The organism is Ruminococcoides sp., from assembly GCF_057037865.1.
Genome location: NZ_DBLZMS010000001.1, coordinates 321699 through 337681, shown reverse-complemented (window position 1 = coordinate 337681; position 15983 = coordinate 321699). Strand labels below are relative to the sequence as shown.

The window sequence follows — 15983 nt, the reverse complement described above, 5'->3', positions numbered from 1 at the left end:
TGTTTATTTTATACAAATATGCTATAATAATTCCGTATTAATTGACACTATTGTTTAATTTTGTCGAAATAAGCTTGATTAGAATAGAAATTTTACGAAAGGGGATTTCACTTTTGAAACAATACGACGCTAAAAAAATTCTTAATATTGCCCTCGCAGGACACAGCGGCAGCGGCAAAACCTCGGTTGCGGAGTCAATACTCTATCTCTCAAAGATGAGCGAAAGACTCGGTAAGGTTGCAGACGGCAACACAGTCCTTGATTTTGACAGCGAGGAGATCAAAAGACAGACTTCAATTATGACGGCGGTTGCACCGATTGAATGGAAAAATACAAAAATCAACCTAATCGACACCCCCGGTCTTTTTGATTTTGCAGGCGGTGTTGCAGAGGGCATGAGAGCGGCTGACACAGCGCTCGTCGTTGTTTCGGGCAAGGACGGTGTCTGTGTAGGTACCGAAAAAGCAGTTGAGGCGGCAACAAAGGCAGGGCTTACAAAGGTGTTCTTTGTAAACGGTCTTTGCGACGAAAGTGCCCGTTTCTATCGTGTATTCGAGAGCTTGAAGGCTACATTCGGTCCGTCTGTTTGTCCTGTTGTTGTTCCGTACATTGTTGACGGTCAGGCAAATACTTATGTTAATTTGTTTGATTACAAGGCTTATGAGTACGGCACAGACGGCAGTGTAAAACAGACTGCGCTTCCCGATATGGGCGACAGGCTTGAGGGCTTGCGCGAGGCTATCAAGGAGGCTGTTGCCGAAACAAGCGAGGAACTTCTTGACAAGTTTATTATGGGTGAGGAGTTTACTCCCGAAGAAATCATTCTCGGTGTAAGTCAGGGCGTTAAGGACGGCACAATCTGCCCCGTATTCTGCGGTGACGCTCATAATACATTCGCAATTGATCAGCTTTTGAACAGCCTTACATGGCTTGCTCCGTCAGCGGCTGACAAGAGCGGTGAAATCGGTGTTGACCTTGACGGTGAACCCGTTGATGTTTCGGTTAATGACGGCGGTGCGGCTGCCGCAATTGTATTCAAGACGGTTGCAGACCCGTTCATCGGCAGACTTTCATATGTAAAGGTTGTTTCGGGCAAGGTAAGCTCGGACGCTCCTCTCATCAATATGCGTACAGGCGCACAGGAGAGAATTACAAAGGTGCTTTCCGTAAGCGGTAAAAAGCAATCGGATGTTCCGTACATCGGTGCAGGCGACATCGGCGCAATCCCGAAGCTTGCATCAACAAAGACAGGCGACACACTCTGTTCGCCTCTCAGAAAGGTTGTTCTTGACGGAATCGACTATCCGTCATCATCATATACAATGGCTGTGTATCCGGCAAAGAAGGGTGACGAGGATAAGGTTGCTCAGGGCATTGCAAAGCTTGCAGACGAAGATCCGACAATCAAACTCGTTTCAAACCACGAAACCCATGAAATGCTCCTTTCGGGACTCGGTGAACAACACCTTGATGTTGTAATTTCAAGACTTAAAACAAAGTATAATGTTGACGCAGTCCTCAAAAAGCCGAAGATTGCATACAGAGAAACTATCCGCAAAAAGGTTTCCGCACAGGGCAGATATAAAAAGCAGTCAGGCGGCCACGGTCAGTTCGGTGATGTGTGGATTGAATTTGAGCCGTGTGATTCGGACGGTCTTGTATTTGCCGAAAGAGTTGTCGGCGGTGCAGTTCCGAAAAATTTCTTCCCTGCTGTTGAAAAGGGACTTCAGGATTCAATCAAGAAGGGTGTTCTTGCAGGCTATCCGATGGTAGGCATCAAGGCTACTCTCTATGACGGTTCATATCATCCTGTTGATTCCTCCGAGATGTCATTCAAGACAGCGGCATCTCTTGCTTATAAGAACGGTATTCCGAATGCCTCTCCGACGCTTCTTGAGCCAATCGGAAGCCTTAAAGCCAATGTTCCGGATGCAAATATGGGTGATGTAATGGGCGAGGTCAACAAGCGCAGAGGTCGTGTACTCGGTATGCAGCCGGGTGAGAACGGAACGCAGATTGTTGAGGCAGAAGTTCCTATGGCAGAAATGGATGACTTTGCAACCTACATTCGCCAGGTAACACAAGGCAGAGGATCATTTGAATTTGCGTTTGTCCGCTATGAGGATATTCCTGCAAATGTTGCTCAAAAAATTATTGAGAAAGCCAAGGCCGACTCTCAGGAATAATTAAATATAGGTAATTAATGGGCTGTTGCAAATAATGCGACAGCCCTATTTTGTTTAAGGCTCAATGTCAATAGGGGTAATTCGATAAAAACAGAGGCATTTCCCCTTGAAAAATAGGGGTATTGAGTCTGCATAAACCTTGATTTGCAATAGAGTTTGTAAAGGTTAATAGACGAGTTATATGTATCTATTAACTTTGTAAAATGGAAGTTATTGCTAATATCATTACAGGTTTATATTATACGCACATTACAGATGTTTCTTATACCAAGAAATAACATCATTACGATTTGATGCAAACCACTGTGTCGTAAAATAAATATTCTTACCCTGATAAACAATTGGCTCTTTTCGATAACGTATAACATTACTGTTGCCACGATTATCCTCTCGATGATCCGCTAAGATAGGGTAAACAGTTCTACTGAATAACTGTTTTGAATACTCTTTTTCTTTTAATTTTTCTATTTCTTCATCCGTAATATTCCCAAGTTCAAACACCTTTTTGAATAGTTCAAAGGCTAACGAACCAACCTTAAGTACTCCATATGTACTTTCATCGTTGATGTTAAACACACCAACATAATTGTTTTTTTCATTTTCATCAAAAGGAAATCCATTAATATCTACCCATTCTTTTTGCCCTCTTGCATTTCTGCCAAGAATAAGCGAGGCCGCTAGTGAAATGCTATCAAATTCATAATCATTTTGAAACACTCCATTAATAATGGTTCCATCTGAGCAGAGTTTCTCACGAAGTCGGTATGCATTAGGATAATTCACTTCAAATTTTTCTACCGTAGTGTCAGATATTTTACTTCCTGCTTTGACTACAAAACCATTCTCAACTGCATAACCTGTTGAATTTGCTCCACGCTTATTTGTAATATAGAAAAGTGTTTCATCATCTAATGTAGTTTTTTTATCTACCTCATCGACATAATCAAGTTCCCAGCACTCTTCAAATTTTTCCAAAAGTTCCTTTTGCCTATTTTTAACAATTGACGGTGTCCATGTGTTTTCACTTATAACTTGAGTTGTTAATGGATATGTTGTTGTTCCGTTCTTGCCTTTGAAATATATATCCTTCTTTTTATCAAAATTGAAATTTTGAGCTTCTGAATTTTTCTTTCGAGTTAATGGTACAAGATTCGCAATTCTGTGTATCCAGGTTTCCCTTTCTTCTATGTTAGGCCACCAATCTTCCCATTCGGATCCAGTTGTCACTGTTTGAGGTAAGACATGCTCAATAGTTAATATATTAGGCTCAAAATCAAATTTAGTTGCCCCATCACTAACAAAAGAATTCAGTCGGAGAATAACAAAGTTTCTTCTTATAGCTGTTAATTTATATATTTCCCCATCCAATACATTAGCAAATTCTTTCTTTTCTTCATTTGAAAGTTCTACTGATAATAACGGGTCATTTATATTATGATCTGGATTCATTTCCATTTCTTCAAGAATCGTTTTATATCGCTCTATTCTGTGATTAATATCTTTGGCTGTTATATGAAGATAAGATGCAAGCCTTTCAAGCTTTCTTACAAACCATAATACATAATCTGGTTCGTTTTTATGTTCTGCCATAAATTTTATTGCAGAAGGCATCCAATCCGAATTATCAATTTTATTAAGCCAAAACAAATATTGGTTAATATCTTCTGTGTTTTTTATTGCAACATATTTTCTGTTAACCAAAATGGTATATGCTTCAGAATACGGTTCCAAAATATCATTAATTAATTGTTTTGGCGTTGTTTTTGATAATACAGATTCCTTAAATTCTTCAAGTAAACTCTTTTTTGCTTTTGACTTTGCAAAAATCATCCTTGTATGTGTAAACACATCATTAAAACCAGAACGAGATGTTTGAACTTCTAAATCTTCCCACTTATCAGTATAATATTGCTGTTCCTTTTGAGGAATCTGTCCGATAACATCGGATTTGATGATGTCTATAGGCATCAAGTTTAATCCTCGACTATTCATAACAGAAAACACACGAAATGCAGATTGCTGGCTTGGTGTGTAAACAGCAACAAGATAACATCTTGTCACTAGAAATTTGCAAAAATCTTTAATTTTATCTTCGTCTCCGTTGAATGTGTCATCCATCTTTTTAATTATCAATGCACAATTAGATCTGATATGTTGCTGTGATTCATTTGGTAAATTTTCTGGGTCCAGAGAAATCAAATCAGACAAATTGACATTTTGAATATATTTATTGAAAAACTCCTGATCTTTTTGACGCAAATGAAGTCTTGGAAGAGGAGCCAAGTCTTCCAAATAATTTCCCGATTCTCTAAGATATTTTTTGCAGTTGCTTTGATTCTCTCCTGTGAGATATGATGCAATGACTGCAATAAGTATTGTTAATGTTGTAAGTCGCTGTTGTCCATCTATAACATCTGCTTTAGGCTTATCTTCATCTTTAATTAACACGATACTTCCAAGAAAATAATTGTCAACTTTTTCGGTTTGATAAAAATCTAACAAGTCATCAAACAAAGTTTCAGTTTCTTCTTCAGTCCAAGCATATGGTCTTTGATATGCAGGAATATAATAGTTGAATTCCTTACTAAAGATTTTACTCAATTGATATTCTTTTCCGGTAATCTTGTTTCCCATAACAATTTCTCCTTATAAAATTTGGTCAATGCTTATTTTATCTCAACAAATGTAAGTCCTAAATCGTACTCAAAGGTCTCTATTTTGTGATTTGTCAATTTATCTAAATATAATACAATTTATTATAACACAAACAAATTCAAACTACTAGTACCACCAAGCGAAATTTGCTATTCTAACGCAAAAAACGCCCTACAATTTCTGCAAGGCGTTTTTGTCTGCTATTTATACAGTTATCTTTTGAGATTGATGGTCATATCAGATTTGAATGGCAGATTGTAAAATGAAGATGAAACAATAAAAACGAATATTCATAGAAACGATTTCGTAGTAGAATTAAGTTACCACACAAAAATCCGAAAGGAAACCGTCGCTATGGATATACTTTATTTTCTGCTTTTACTTTCTTGTATTAAAAATACAAAATGTGCAAGTGCTTTTGCTTTTCTTGCCTAAATATCATTATTGTGATACAATTAGGCTATACTTATGTGAATGATGGGGATGGAAATTTATCGCAAAGGATGATGACAATGAAAAATCTTTTACAAAGAGCGAGAAAGACAATCAAAATCAAAAATATGCTTTTTCTCACAATTGCCGGAATTATCAATGCGTTTGGAATTACAATATTTCTTAATCCCGTGAACCTTTACGACAGCGGAATTTCAGGTACGGCTATGCTTGCCGCACAACTTACACCCGAAAGCCTGTCGCTTTCACTTTTTCTTATAATTTTTAACCTGCCGCTGTTTTTGTTTGGACTTAAAAAGCAGGGAAAGAAGTTTACATTTTACGCAATTTATACGGTTGCAGTTTATTCGTTCGTTTCATGGTTGATAACCGATGTTCTGCCCGTTGATGTCAGTATGGCTTCTCCGCTTGCAGGAACCGATTTGCTCCTTTGTGCCGTGTTCGGCGGTGTGATTTCGGGTATAGGCAGCGGTCTTGCAATCAAATTTGGCGGTGCAATGGACGGCATCGAGGTTATGGCAGTAATATTTGCGAAGAAAATCGGTGTATCGGTTGGTTCATTCGTTATGGCATACAATATCGTACTTTATGTTGTATGCGGTTTCATTCTGCAAAGCTGGATTCTTCCGCTTTATTCGATTGTTACATATTTTGCCGCACTTAAAACGATTGACTTTATTGTTGAGGGTTTTGACAGGGCAAAGGCGGCAACGATTATTGCGTCTGTAAGCCGTTGCGATGAAATTTGTAACGCACTTTCGGAGGAATTTCAAAGCGGTGTTACCGTAATGCAGGCTCAGGGAGGATATTCAGGCAAGGACAAGGTGATGATTTACTTTGTTGTCAACCGTTTCCAGATTGGCAAGCTGAAGGAAATTGTGCGTGAAATCGACAAGAAAGCGTACATTTCAATTACTGAGGTTGCCGATGTTTTCAGCCGAAACGATTCGCTGTAAATAAATTTTAGTTGGTGTTTTATTTGACAAAATTACTTGTAAAGCTGTTCGTTAAAGACAGCGACAATTGCGATAATCCAAAGGTTAGAACTGCCTATGGCAACCTTTCGGGTGTTTGCGGAATAATTCTTAACCTGTTACTGTTCGGAGGAAAATTGTTTGCCGGAATTGTTTCGGCATCGGTTTCCGTCATTGCCGACGCCCTCAACAACCTTTCGGACGCAGGCAGTTCGGTTGTTACATTCCTCGGATTTAAGCTTGCAAGCCGTCCTGCCGACAGAGAGCATCCGTTCGGTCACGGTCGTTATGAGTATGTGGCAGGCTTGGGAATTTCCGTTGTAATCCTTTTAATGGGTGTTGAACTTATAAAAAGTTCGATAGAAAAGATAATTACTCCCGAGGATAAAACGGCATTTTCAACGCTTTCACTCGCAATAATGATTGCGTCAATTTTCGTAAAATTATGGATGTACTTTTTTAATTCAGGATTGTCGAGAAAGATAAATTCAACCGCACTCAAGGCGGCGGCACTCGATTCTTTGACCGACTGCATTGCAACCTCGGTCGTAATAATCGGCTTGCTTATTTCTGCCTCAACAGGAGTTCAGATTGACGGTTGGCTCGGTGTGTGTGTTTCACTGTTCATACTTTTTACGGGTGTCAGCACATTCAGAGAAAGCCTTTCACCGCTTCTCGGCAAAGCGCCCGACCCTGAATTTGTTGATGAAATCAAGGAAACAGTGTTGAAAAATGATATGATTGTAGGTATCCACGATTTGATTATTCATGATTACGGTCCGGGCAGGTGCTTTGTTTCACTTCACGCAGAGGTACCGTGTGACGAGGATATCCTTGAAGCTCACGACGCAATTGACCTGACGGAAAAACAGCTTGAAAACAGGTACAACTGTTTTGCAACCATACATATGGATCCGATTGCGTCAAACGACGCGTTCACAAATGAACTTAAAATGAAGGTGGAGGAGGGCTTGTGTGAGCTTAATCCGGAGTATTCAATCCACGATTTCAGAACTGTAAAGGGCAGTACGCATACAAATGTTGTCTTTGATATGGTTATTCCGTATGGACTTGACCTTACAGAAAGACAGATTAAACAGAGTGCAATCGAGAAAATCAAGTCAATTGACGAAAAGCTTTATCCGATAATAAATGTTGAAAAATCCCTTTCTGATTAAAAGTTCATAATACAAAACAGAGGTCATCGGTTTTTAGCTGATGACCTCGTTTTGTATATATTTTCGGAATTGTTGAAAATTGTGTGTTCAAGTGTAGTAGTCAATTATACGGTTTATTGTCAAAACGATTCTACAATTGTTTCAATTGGCGGTTACTGACCGTTGCCGTATTACTGTTTTGCAAACTGACTGTTGTAAAGTTTGTTATAGAATCCGCCTTTGGCGAGCAACTCCTCGTGTGTGCCTTGTTCAATGATGTTGCCGTCCTTCATAACAAGGATAACATCGCTTTCCTTGATTGTTGAAAGTCTGTGGGCAACAACAAAGCTCGTCTTGCCCTTCATCATCTTGGCAAAAGCCTTTTGAACACGGATTTCGGTAAGGGTATCAATTGATGAAGTTGCCTCGTCAAGAATAAGAATTGACGGGTTTGTAAGCATCGCCCTTGCAATACACAAAAGCTGTTTCTGTCCCTGACTGAGATTACCGCCGTCCTCGCTGATTACGGTGTTGTAGCCGTCAGACATACGGCGGATGAATGAGTGCGCATATGCCGCCTTTGCAGCGGTAATAACTTCTTCTTCGGTTGCGTTTTCGTTGCCGTAACGCAGATTTTCCATAATCGTTCCGTTGAACAGCCAGCTGTCCTGAAGAACCATTCCGTAGCATTTTCTGAGGTTGTCACGGGTGATATCCATAATGTCAACACCGTCAATGCTGATTTTGCCGCTGTCCGTGTCATAAAATCTCATAAGAAGATTGATAAATGTTGTCTTGCCGCAACCTGTCGGACCGACAATGGCAATGTGACTGCCGCTCTTGACATCAAGCGAAAAGTTTGATATGAGCGGTTTTTCTTTTGTGTAGGAGAAGTTTACATTCTCAATCTTGACATTGCCTTTGCAATGCTCAAGCTCTTTTGTATTGTTGTCGGGAATTTCGTTATCTGCCTCAAGAACCTCAAAAACTCGTCCTGCCGCCGCAATGCCTGTCTGCAACTGTGTGAGTACGCCTGTAACCTCGTTAAACGGCTTTGTGTACTGATTTGCGTAGGTGAGAAAGCATGATAACTGTCCGACTGAAAGTGTGCCTGCAACGGCAAACAGAGCACCCATAATGCCTACTGCGGCATAAACCAATGCATTTACGAATCTTGTTGACGGGTTGGCAAGTGCGCCTGCAAACTGCGCCTTGAATCCCACTTCAAGAAGTTCATCGTTGTACTTTTCAAATTCTTCAAAGGCTCTGTCCTCATATGAAAAAGCCTTTACAATTCTCTGATTGCCGATATGCTCCTCAACATATGACGAGATGTCACCGTTGAGTGCCTGTTGACGGGTAAAGCGGTTGTGTGTCATCTTGCCGATGAATGCCGCAACAAAGAGCGAAAGCGGTGTGAGAACAACCACCACAAGTGCGATTTTCCAGTTGATTGTCAGCATAAATACAAGCGTGCCGACAATGGTAACAATGCCCGAAAAAAGCTGTAGAAACATCTGTGTAAGACCGTCACCAACTGCGTCAACATCGTTGATTACTCGGCTGATAAGGTCGCCGTGAGGTGTTGTGTCAATGTAGGAGAGGGGAACTGTGTTGAATTTTTCAAAAACCTCTCTTCTGAGGTCACGAACAGTGCGGTAGCTGACAATGTTGGTAAAGTAGGTCATAATCCACTGGAAAAGTGCCACACCGCCGATGCCTACACCGATGTACACAAGAATCTGAATAACGCTTGCAAAGTCAACATTACCCTTGTCAATGATGTTGTCGATTGCGTTACCTGTGAGAACCGGAATATAGAGCGTGAGCGAAACGCTGATGATTGCGCTCACAAGAGCTAAAATCAGATAAAACGAATACGGCTTTATTTTTTTGAGTACCTTTTTTACAGAGGAGGATTGTTTTGCTGAATTTTTCATCTTTTGGCCTCCTCTTCATTAAGCTGTGAAAGACAGATTTCACGGTAGGTTTCGCAGCTTTCAAACAGTTCATCGTGCGGACCTTTGCCTACAAGTCTGCCGTCATCAAGCACAAGAATAAGGTCTGCGTTCTTGATTGTTGAGCAACGCTGTGTAACGATTATCACGGTCATATCCTTTGTGTTTTCACGCAAAGCCTTTCTGAGTGCCGCATCTGTTGCAAAGTCAAGAGCCGAAAAGCTGTCGTCAAGAATGAGAAGCTTCGGTGAGCCTGTGAGTGCTCTGGCAATGCAAAGTCGCTGACGCTGACCTCCGCTGAAGTTCTTTCCGCCCTGTTCAACAAAGCTGTCAAGCCCTTTGTTCAGCTTGCTTACAAACTCGTATGCCTGTGCAATTTTTAGAGCCTTTATAATATCCTCGTCAGTTGCATTTTCGTTTTGCCATTTCATATTGTCACGGATTGTTCCCTTGAAAAGAATCGACTGCTGAGGAACAATGCCAATCTGTGAACGGAGCTGTAAGAACGGATAGTCCTTGACATTTCTGCCGTCAACGCTTACAGTACCCTGTGTTGCATCGTAAAAACGGGGGATAAGGTTGACAAGCGTACTTTTACCGCAACCCGTACCGCCGATAAGACCGACCGTTTGACCACGCTTGATTTTAAAGCTGATGTCCTCAAGCTCATCATCACCCGTGCCGTATGTGAAGTTTACATTGTCAAATTCGATTTTCGGAGTGCTTTCGCTCTCTGAAATTTCAATGTTCTTGGTAGTGCTTTCACACACACTCGGCTGAGTTTCAAACACTTCGTTAAGTCTTGCCGCACTTGCACTCGCTTTCGTGAGAAGTACAACAAGGTTTGCAACAACAATCATTGCAAGCAAAATCTGCGTCATATAGTTTACAAGGGCAATGATGTCACCCGAAAGCATTCCGCTGCCTGCGTTTACATTCTGAGCGCCAAACCAAATGATGAGAATAATTGCAGCATTGGTGATGATGTAGGTGACAGGGCTTAAAAGTGCCGAAAGAATGCTTACTCTGATTGAAGTTTTAGCCAAATCCTCGGTTGAATCGTCAATACGCTTTTTCTCATTTTTCTGCTTTGAAAAGGCTCTGATAACCCTGTTGCCCGAAAGATTTTCACGGCATATAAGGCTGATTTTGTCGAGCTTTTTCTGCATTTTTTCAAAAATAGGAATACTCTTTGTCATAATGAGGTAAAGAGTAACGGCAATCAATATAGCCGCAATGAAGAAAATAATTGACATTTCAAGGTTGATTGTCATTGCCATAACCATTGAACCGATAACAATAAACGGTGCTCTGGTGAGCAGGCGGATAGCCATTGCAACAGATTGCTGAACCTGATTGGTGTCATATGTGATTCGTGTTATAAGTGACGGAGTGCCGAGCTTGTCCAACTCTGCGTGAGATAACCTGTTGATGTGCAAAAACAAATCTCGGCGAAGTCTTGTTCCTACACCCTGAGATGCCTTTGATGCAAGATACTGACACACAAGCGCACTGCAAAGTCCTACAGTTGCAAGAATAACGAGCAGACCGCCCATTCTCCAAATGTATGCCGTGTCGCCGTTTCGCACACCGTTGTCGATGATTCCTGCCATAACAAGCGGAACGAGCAACTCCAAAATTGCCTCAAACAGCTTGCAAAGCGGACCGATGATACATTCTTTTTTGTAGTATGCAAGATATCTTCGTAGCTTAATCAAATTTTCCCCTTCTCTGCCATAAAATTAACAATACATAAGTAATATTATTTTACACCGATTAACGATATTTTACAACTTAAATTTTTATTGCCACGAAGTGTTTGTAATATTGTAGCGGCGTTCAGTGAACGCCAATCAAGTCGATTGTAAAATCGACTTGACCTTACATATGATTTGTATTAACTGACCATAATGCAACAATGGCATTGTTCTTTAATCGTTTTGGTTTTCCAACCAAAACGATTGGCGATCACTGATCGCCGCTACGGTTACATATTTTGAAAAGCAAAAGCCACCGATAAAACATCGGTGGCTCTGTATATAATCAGTAAAATAAATTACTTAATAAGGCTTGTGCCGTCCATTTCTTCGGGCTGCTCGAGTCCCATAATTTGGAGCATTGTCGGAGCGATATCGGCAAGTCTGCCGCCCTCACGAAGCTCGCAGTCGTAGTTTACTACGCAGAAAGGAACAGGGTTTGTTGTGTGAGCAGTAAACGGTGAACCGTCCTCTGCAACCATCTTATCTGCATTGCCGTGGTCGGCTGTGATAAGAGCAACACCGCCCATTTCTTTGATTGCGTCAACAACCTTGCCAACGCAGGTGTCAACAGCCTCAACAGCCTTTACGGCTGCCTCGAATACGCCTGTGTGACCAACCATATCGCAGTTAGCGTAGTTGAGAATAATCATATCGTACTTACCGCTCTTGATTGCGGGAACGAGCTTGTCTGTAACCTCGTAAGCACTCATTTCAGGCTGGAGGTCATATGTTGCAACAGCAGGCGACTTAACAAGAATTCTGTCCTCACCCGGATACTGCTTTTCAACACCGCCGTTGAAGAAGAATGTTACATGAGCATACTTTTCTGTTTCTGCAATTCTGAGCTGTGTCATACCCTTGTCGGATACATACTCACCGAGTGTGTTCTTGAGAACCTGCGGCTTGAATGCAACTTCAACATTAGGCATTGTTGCATCATACTGAGTCATGCAAACAAAGTTTACGGGGAAGAAACCGTTCTTTCTCTCAAAGCCCTTAAAATCAGGGTCAACAAATGTTCTTGTAATCTCTCTTGCTCTGTCAGGACGGAAGTTGAAGAAGATGATGCTGTCGTTAGGCTTGACCTGAGCACCGCCCCCAATAACACAAGGAACAACAAATTCGTCTGTTACGCCGTCATTGTAAGAGTTCTTAATTGCGCAAACAGGGCAGTCTGCCTTGTTGCCCTCGCCATATACCATAGCGGCATATGCCTTTTCAACTCTGTCCCAGTTGTTATCTCTGTCCATTGCGTAGTATCTGCCCTCAACTGTGGCAACCTTGCCTATGCCGATTTCTTTGAGCTTGTTAAGAAGCTTGTCTGCATATTCAGCGGCACTTGAAGGCGGAACATCACGGCCGTCAAGGAATGCGTGAATGTAAACATCCTTAAGGCCCTTTTTCTTAGCAAGTTCAAGAATACCGTAGAGATGCTCAATGTGGCTGTGAACACCGCCGTCTGAGAGAAGTCCCATAAGGTGAAGTGCCGTGCCGTTCTTGAGAGCCTTGTCCATTGCATCAACAATAGCCTCGTTATCTTTGAGCTTGTCCTCGTTGATAGTCTTTGTAATTCTTGTGAGTTCCTGATAAACGATTCTGCCGGCACCCATATTTGTGTGACCAACCTCAGAGTTGCCCATCTGACCGTCAGGAAGACCTACATCCATACCCGACGCACCAATCTGTGTGAGCGGATTAGATGCAAAAAGCTTGTCAATGTTTGGCTTTTTAGCAGCCTTGATAGCGTTGCCTTTTTCGGGAGCAATACCAAAGCCGTCAAGAATCATTAAAATTACCGGTTTTTTCATTTTGCGTGTCCTTTCCATAAAGCATACACAATCTTGTTATGCAAAAAACAAAATCCAAAAGCCGATTACAGACTTTTGTGCCGTGCCCAAAAGGACACGGCATTGTGTTTGAATATACTGTTTAAATTACTTGCTTGCAGCCTTTACGATTGCGGCAAACTTCTCGGCAACGAGTGATGCACCGCCGATAAGACCACCGTCAACATTTGTCTTTGAGAGAAGCTCGTCAGCATTGCCGTCATTCATTGAACCGCCGTACTGAATTGTAACAGCGTCAGCAGCAGCCCGATTGTAAAGCTTAGCGATTGTAGCACGGATAAATGCACAAACCTCTTCAGCCTGATCAGCTGTTGCAGTTTTGCCTGTGCCGATAGCCCATACAGGTTCATAAGCGATAACAACATTCTTGAGTTCTTCTTCTGTTACATTGAAGAGGTCAAGCTTAATCTGTCTTGCGATAACTTCTTCTGTGATGTCGCACTCACGCTCCCAGAGGAGTTCGCCGACGCAAACGATTGGCTTAAGACCTGCGGCAAGAGCAGCCTTTGTTCTCTTGTTTACAGTTTCGTCTGTTTCGCCGAAATACTGTCTTCTCTCGCTGTGACCGAGAACTACATATTCAACGCCCATTTCCTTGAGCATACCTGTTGAGATTTCGCCTGTGAAAGCACCGCTTTCAGCCCAGTGACAGTTTTCTGCACCGATTTTAACATTTGTGCCTTCTGTAGCCTCAAGTGCTGTTGCAAGGTCAACATAAGGAACACAAGCGATTACTTCACAACCGGCATCTTTTACGAGGGGAGTAATAGCGTTGAGAAGCTCTTTAGCTTCCTTTGGAGTTTTGTTCATTTTCCAGTTGCCGGCGATAATTGCCTTTCTCTTTGACTTATCCATGATAATTTTCCTTTCAGAATATGTTATTATTATAATAAAGTAACAGGGTTAAATCAGTAAGGGCGGAAAAATCCGCCCTTTTATTTGATTAAATTATTTGTCAGCGATTGCTGCGATACCCGGAAGAACCTTGCCCTCAAGGTATTCAAGAGATGCGCCGCCGCCTGTTGAGATGTGGCTCATCTTATCAGCAAAACCAAGCTGAATAACAGCAGCTGCGCTGTCGCCGCCGCCGATGATTGTTGTTGCGTCTGTGTCGGCAAGAGCCTTAGCAACAGCAATTGTACCCTTTGCAAGAGTCGGGTTCTCAAATACGCCCATAGGACCGTTCCAAACAACAGTCTTTGCGCTCTTTACAGCGTCGGCAAAGAGTTCCTGTGTCTTTGTGCCGATGTCAAGACCTTCCATGTCAGCAGGAATCTTGTCTGAATCAACAACCTTAACTTCGATTTCAGCATCGATAGGATCAGGGAAGCCTGCAGCGATTGTTGTGTCGATTGGGAGAAGGAGCTTCTTGCCGAGCTTTTCAGCCTTAGCCATCATTTCCTTACAGTAGTCAATCTTTGTATCGTCAACGAGTGAAAGACCGACTTCCTTGCCCTGAGCCTTGAGGAATGTGTAAGCCATACCACCGCCGATGATGAGTGTGTCGCACTTTTCGAGGAGGTTTGAAATAACATTGAGCTTGTCAGCAACCTTAGCACCGCCGAGGATTGCAACGAACGGACGAACAGGAGTTTCAACGGCATTGCCGAGGTAGTCAATTTCCTTCTGCATGAGGTAACCTACTGCTGTGTCCTTGATGTGGTCTGTAACACCTACTGTTGAGCAGTGTGCACGGTGAGCCGAACCGAATGCATCCATTACGAATGCATCAGCGAGTGAAGCAAGTTCTGATGAGAATGGCTCAAGATTCTTTGTTTCTTCTTTTCTGAAACGAGTGTTCTGGAGAAGAACAACATCGCCGTCTTTCATTTCTGCAACAGCCTTTTTAGCATTTTCGCCTACAACCTCGTCATCGTTAGCGAAAACAACATCCTGACCGAGGAGTTCCGAAAGTCTTACTGCTACAGGAGCGAGTGAGAACTTTTCTTCGGGACCGTTCTTCGGCTTGCCGAGATGTGAGCAAAGGATAACCTTGCCGCCGTCAGCGATAAGCTTCTTGATTGTAGGAAGAGCTGCTGTAATTCTGTTGTCGTTTGTGATTACGCCGTCCTTGAGCGGTACATTGAAGTCACAACGAACAAGTACTTTTTTACCTTTTACATTGATGTCATCAACAGATACTTTGTTGAGCTGCATAATATACATTCCTTTCGTGTAAGAAGAAATTTGTAAAAATTTAGTATTTTTACAGTCACCATTATTATATATCAAAAACCCCTTTTTATCAATAGAAAACTTTAAAAAATTCGTCTGCAAAGGTATTTTTTGCACTGTCTTTACAAATACTGATTTTAAGGAAGTTTATGAATATTATTTTTGTTCTTATGTCATATTGTTGAGGTCGCTCCACTTGTGGTTGTGAAGCTCGCCCTTGTTCTGCAAAGCAGGATAATCCCATTGCCTTAAAACTTCATACGCCGCAATTGCAACCGAGTTTGAAAGATTAAGACTTCTTGCCTCGTCAATCATAGGCAGTCTTAAAGTATCATCGGGATGCTGCATTAAAAGCTCCTCGGGCAAGCCTTTTGTTTCTTTGCCAAAGAGAAGATAGCAATTGTCGGGATACTCAACATCGCTGTGGCGGTGAGTTCCTTTTGTTGAAAAGAAAAAGTATTTTCCGCCTTTTGTTTTTTCAAAAAAATCGTCAATGTTCTCATAATATGTGATGTCAAGCAAGTGCCAGTAGTCAAGTCCCGCTCTTTTGAGTTTTTTATCGTCGGGTTCAAAGCCCATAGGCTTGACAAGATGAAGTCTTGTTCCCGTTGCGGCACAGGTTCGTGCCACATTGCCCGTGTTCTGCGGAATTTCGGGTTCAACAAGCACAAGGTTGAGAGTTGCCAAAAGTTATCACTCCAATTTTTATTATTCCATTCTTTTTCTGTTTAAATACATTTTAAATCGTAAACAATAATAATGCAAGTTTTTTTGACAAAGCCGTGTGACAAAGATGAAAAAACACACATTTTGTCAAT

Annotated in this window: 10 protein-coding genes; 3 read left to right on the top strand and 7 right to left on the bottom strand. The window is 41.7% G+C overall.

Annotated elements, in window-relative coordinates; genetic code table 11:
- Positions 1 to 113: 113 nt before the first annotated feature.
- Positions 114 to 2186 (top strand): elongation factor G, encoded by a 2073-nt coding sequence (locus AC2HW8_RS01565; RefSeq protein WP_484327054.1) that lies wholly within the window; start codon positions 114 to 116, stop codon positions 2184 to 2186.
- Positions 2187 to 2435: 249 nt separating this feature from the next.
- Here AC2HW8_RS01565 and AC2HW8_RS01560 read toward each other — a convergent pair whose 3' ends face one another.
- The gene (locus tag AC2HW8_RS01560) at positions 2436 to 4820 is read right to left on the bottom strand and encodes a DUF4357 domain-containing protein (protein ID WP_303787376.1); all 2385 of its coding nucleotides are present in this window, start codon (positions 4818 to 4820) and stop codon (positions 2436 to 2438) included.
- 533 nt (positions 4821 to 5353) lie between these two features.
- Between AC2HW8_RS01560 and AC2HW8_RS01555 the strand changes: the two genes are divergently transcribed.
- Both AC2HW8_RS01555 and AC2HW8_RS01550 read left to right on the top strand, forming a co-directional pair.
- Entirely contained in the window at positions 5354 to 6250 is an 897-nt protein-coding gene (locus AC2HW8_RS01555; RefSeq protein WP_021882736.1) for a YitT family protein, read from the top strand.
- A 23-nt stretch (positions 6251 to 6273) separates the two neighbouring features.
- On the top strand, positions 6274 to 7446 hold the full coding sequence (locus AC2HW8_RS01550) for a cation diffusion facilitator family transporter (protein WP_484327053.1): 1173 nt from the start codon (positions 6274 to 6276) through the stop codon (positions 7444 to 7446).
- Between the two features lie 170 nt (positions 7447 to 7616).
- On the opposite strand, the gene AC2HW8_RS01545 is transcribed toward AC2HW8_RS01550, so the two are convergent.
- From AC2HW8_RS01545 to trmL, 6 genes are all read right to left on the bottom strand, one after another.
- Positions 7617 to 9365, bottom strand: coding sequence for an ABC transporter ATP-binding protein (locus AC2HW8_RS01545; protein WP_484311948.1), 1749 nt, complete (start codon positions 9363 to 9365; stop codon positions 7617 to 7619).
- Positions 9362 to 11101, bottom strand: a complete 1740-nt coding sequence (locus tag AC2HW8_RS01540; RefSeq protein WP_484327052.1) for an ABC transporter ATP-binding protein — start codon at positions 11099 to 11101, stop codon at positions 9362 to 9364. Before AC2HW8_RS01540 ends, AC2HW8_RS01545 begins: the two co-directional genes overlap by 4 nt.
- Before the next feature lie 338 nt (positions 11102 to 11439).
- Positions 11440 to 12951, bottom strand: a complete 1512-nt coding sequence (gene gpmI, locus AC2HW8_RS01535) for a 2,3-bisphosphoglycerate-independent phosphoglycerate mutase (RefSeq protein ID WP_484327051.1) — start codon at positions 12949 to 12951, stop codon at positions 11440 to 11442.
- A gap of 126 nt (positions 12952 to 13077) precedes the next feature.
- Positions 13078 to 13845: a triose-phosphate isomerase gene (gene tpiA / locus AC2HW8_RS01530; protein ID WP_484327050.1), complete on the bottom strand. Its 768-nt coding sequence runs from the start codon at positions 13843 to 13845 to the stop codon at positions 13078 to 13080.
- 93 nt (positions 13846 to 13938) lie between these two features.
- Positions 13939 to 15147, bottom strand: coding sequence for a phosphoglycerate kinase (locus AC2HW8_RS01525; protein WP_484327049.1), 1209 nt, complete (start codon positions 15145 to 15147; stop codon positions 13939 to 13941).
- A 186-nt stretch (positions 15148 to 15333) separates the two neighbouring features.
- A complete protein-coding gene (gene trmL / locus AC2HW8_RS01520) occupies positions 15334 to 15852 on the bottom strand; it encodes a tRNA (uridine(34)/cytosine(34)/5-carboxymethylaminomethyluridine(34)-2'-O)-methyltransferase TrmL (protein ID WP_101028266.1) in 519 nt (172 codons plus the stop codon).
- Between the last annotated feature and the right edge of the window lie 131 nt (positions 15853 to 15983).

What these genes read in the sequence shown, in the direction of transcription:
- AC2HW8_RS01545 (WP_484311948.1), bottom strand. Translation starts at nt 9,365, where the DNA reads ATGAAAAATTCAGCAAAACAATCCTCCTCTGTAAAAAAGGTACTCAAA.
- AC2HW8_RS01555 (WP_021882736.1), top strand. Translation starts at nt 5,354, where the DNA reads ATGAAAAATCTTTTACAAAGAGCGAGAAAGACAATCAAAATCAAAAAT.
- tpiA (WP_484327050.1), bottom strand. Translation starts at nt 13,845, where the DNA reads ATGGATAAGTCAAAGAGAAAGGCAATTATCGCCGGCAACTGGAAAATG.
- AC2HW8_RS01560 (WP_303787376.1), bottom strand. Translation starts at nt 4,820, where the DNA reads ATGGGAAACAAGATTACCGGAAAAGAATATCAATTGAGTAAAATCTTT.
- AC2HW8_RS01525 (WP_484327049.1), bottom strand. Translation starts at nt 15,147, where the DNA reads ATGCAGCTCAACAAAGTATCTGTTGATGACATCAATGTAAAAGGTAAA.
- gpmI (WP_484327051.1), bottom strand. Translation starts at nt 12,951, where the DNA reads ATGAAAAAACCGGTAATTTTAATGATTCTTGACGGCTTTGGTATTGCT.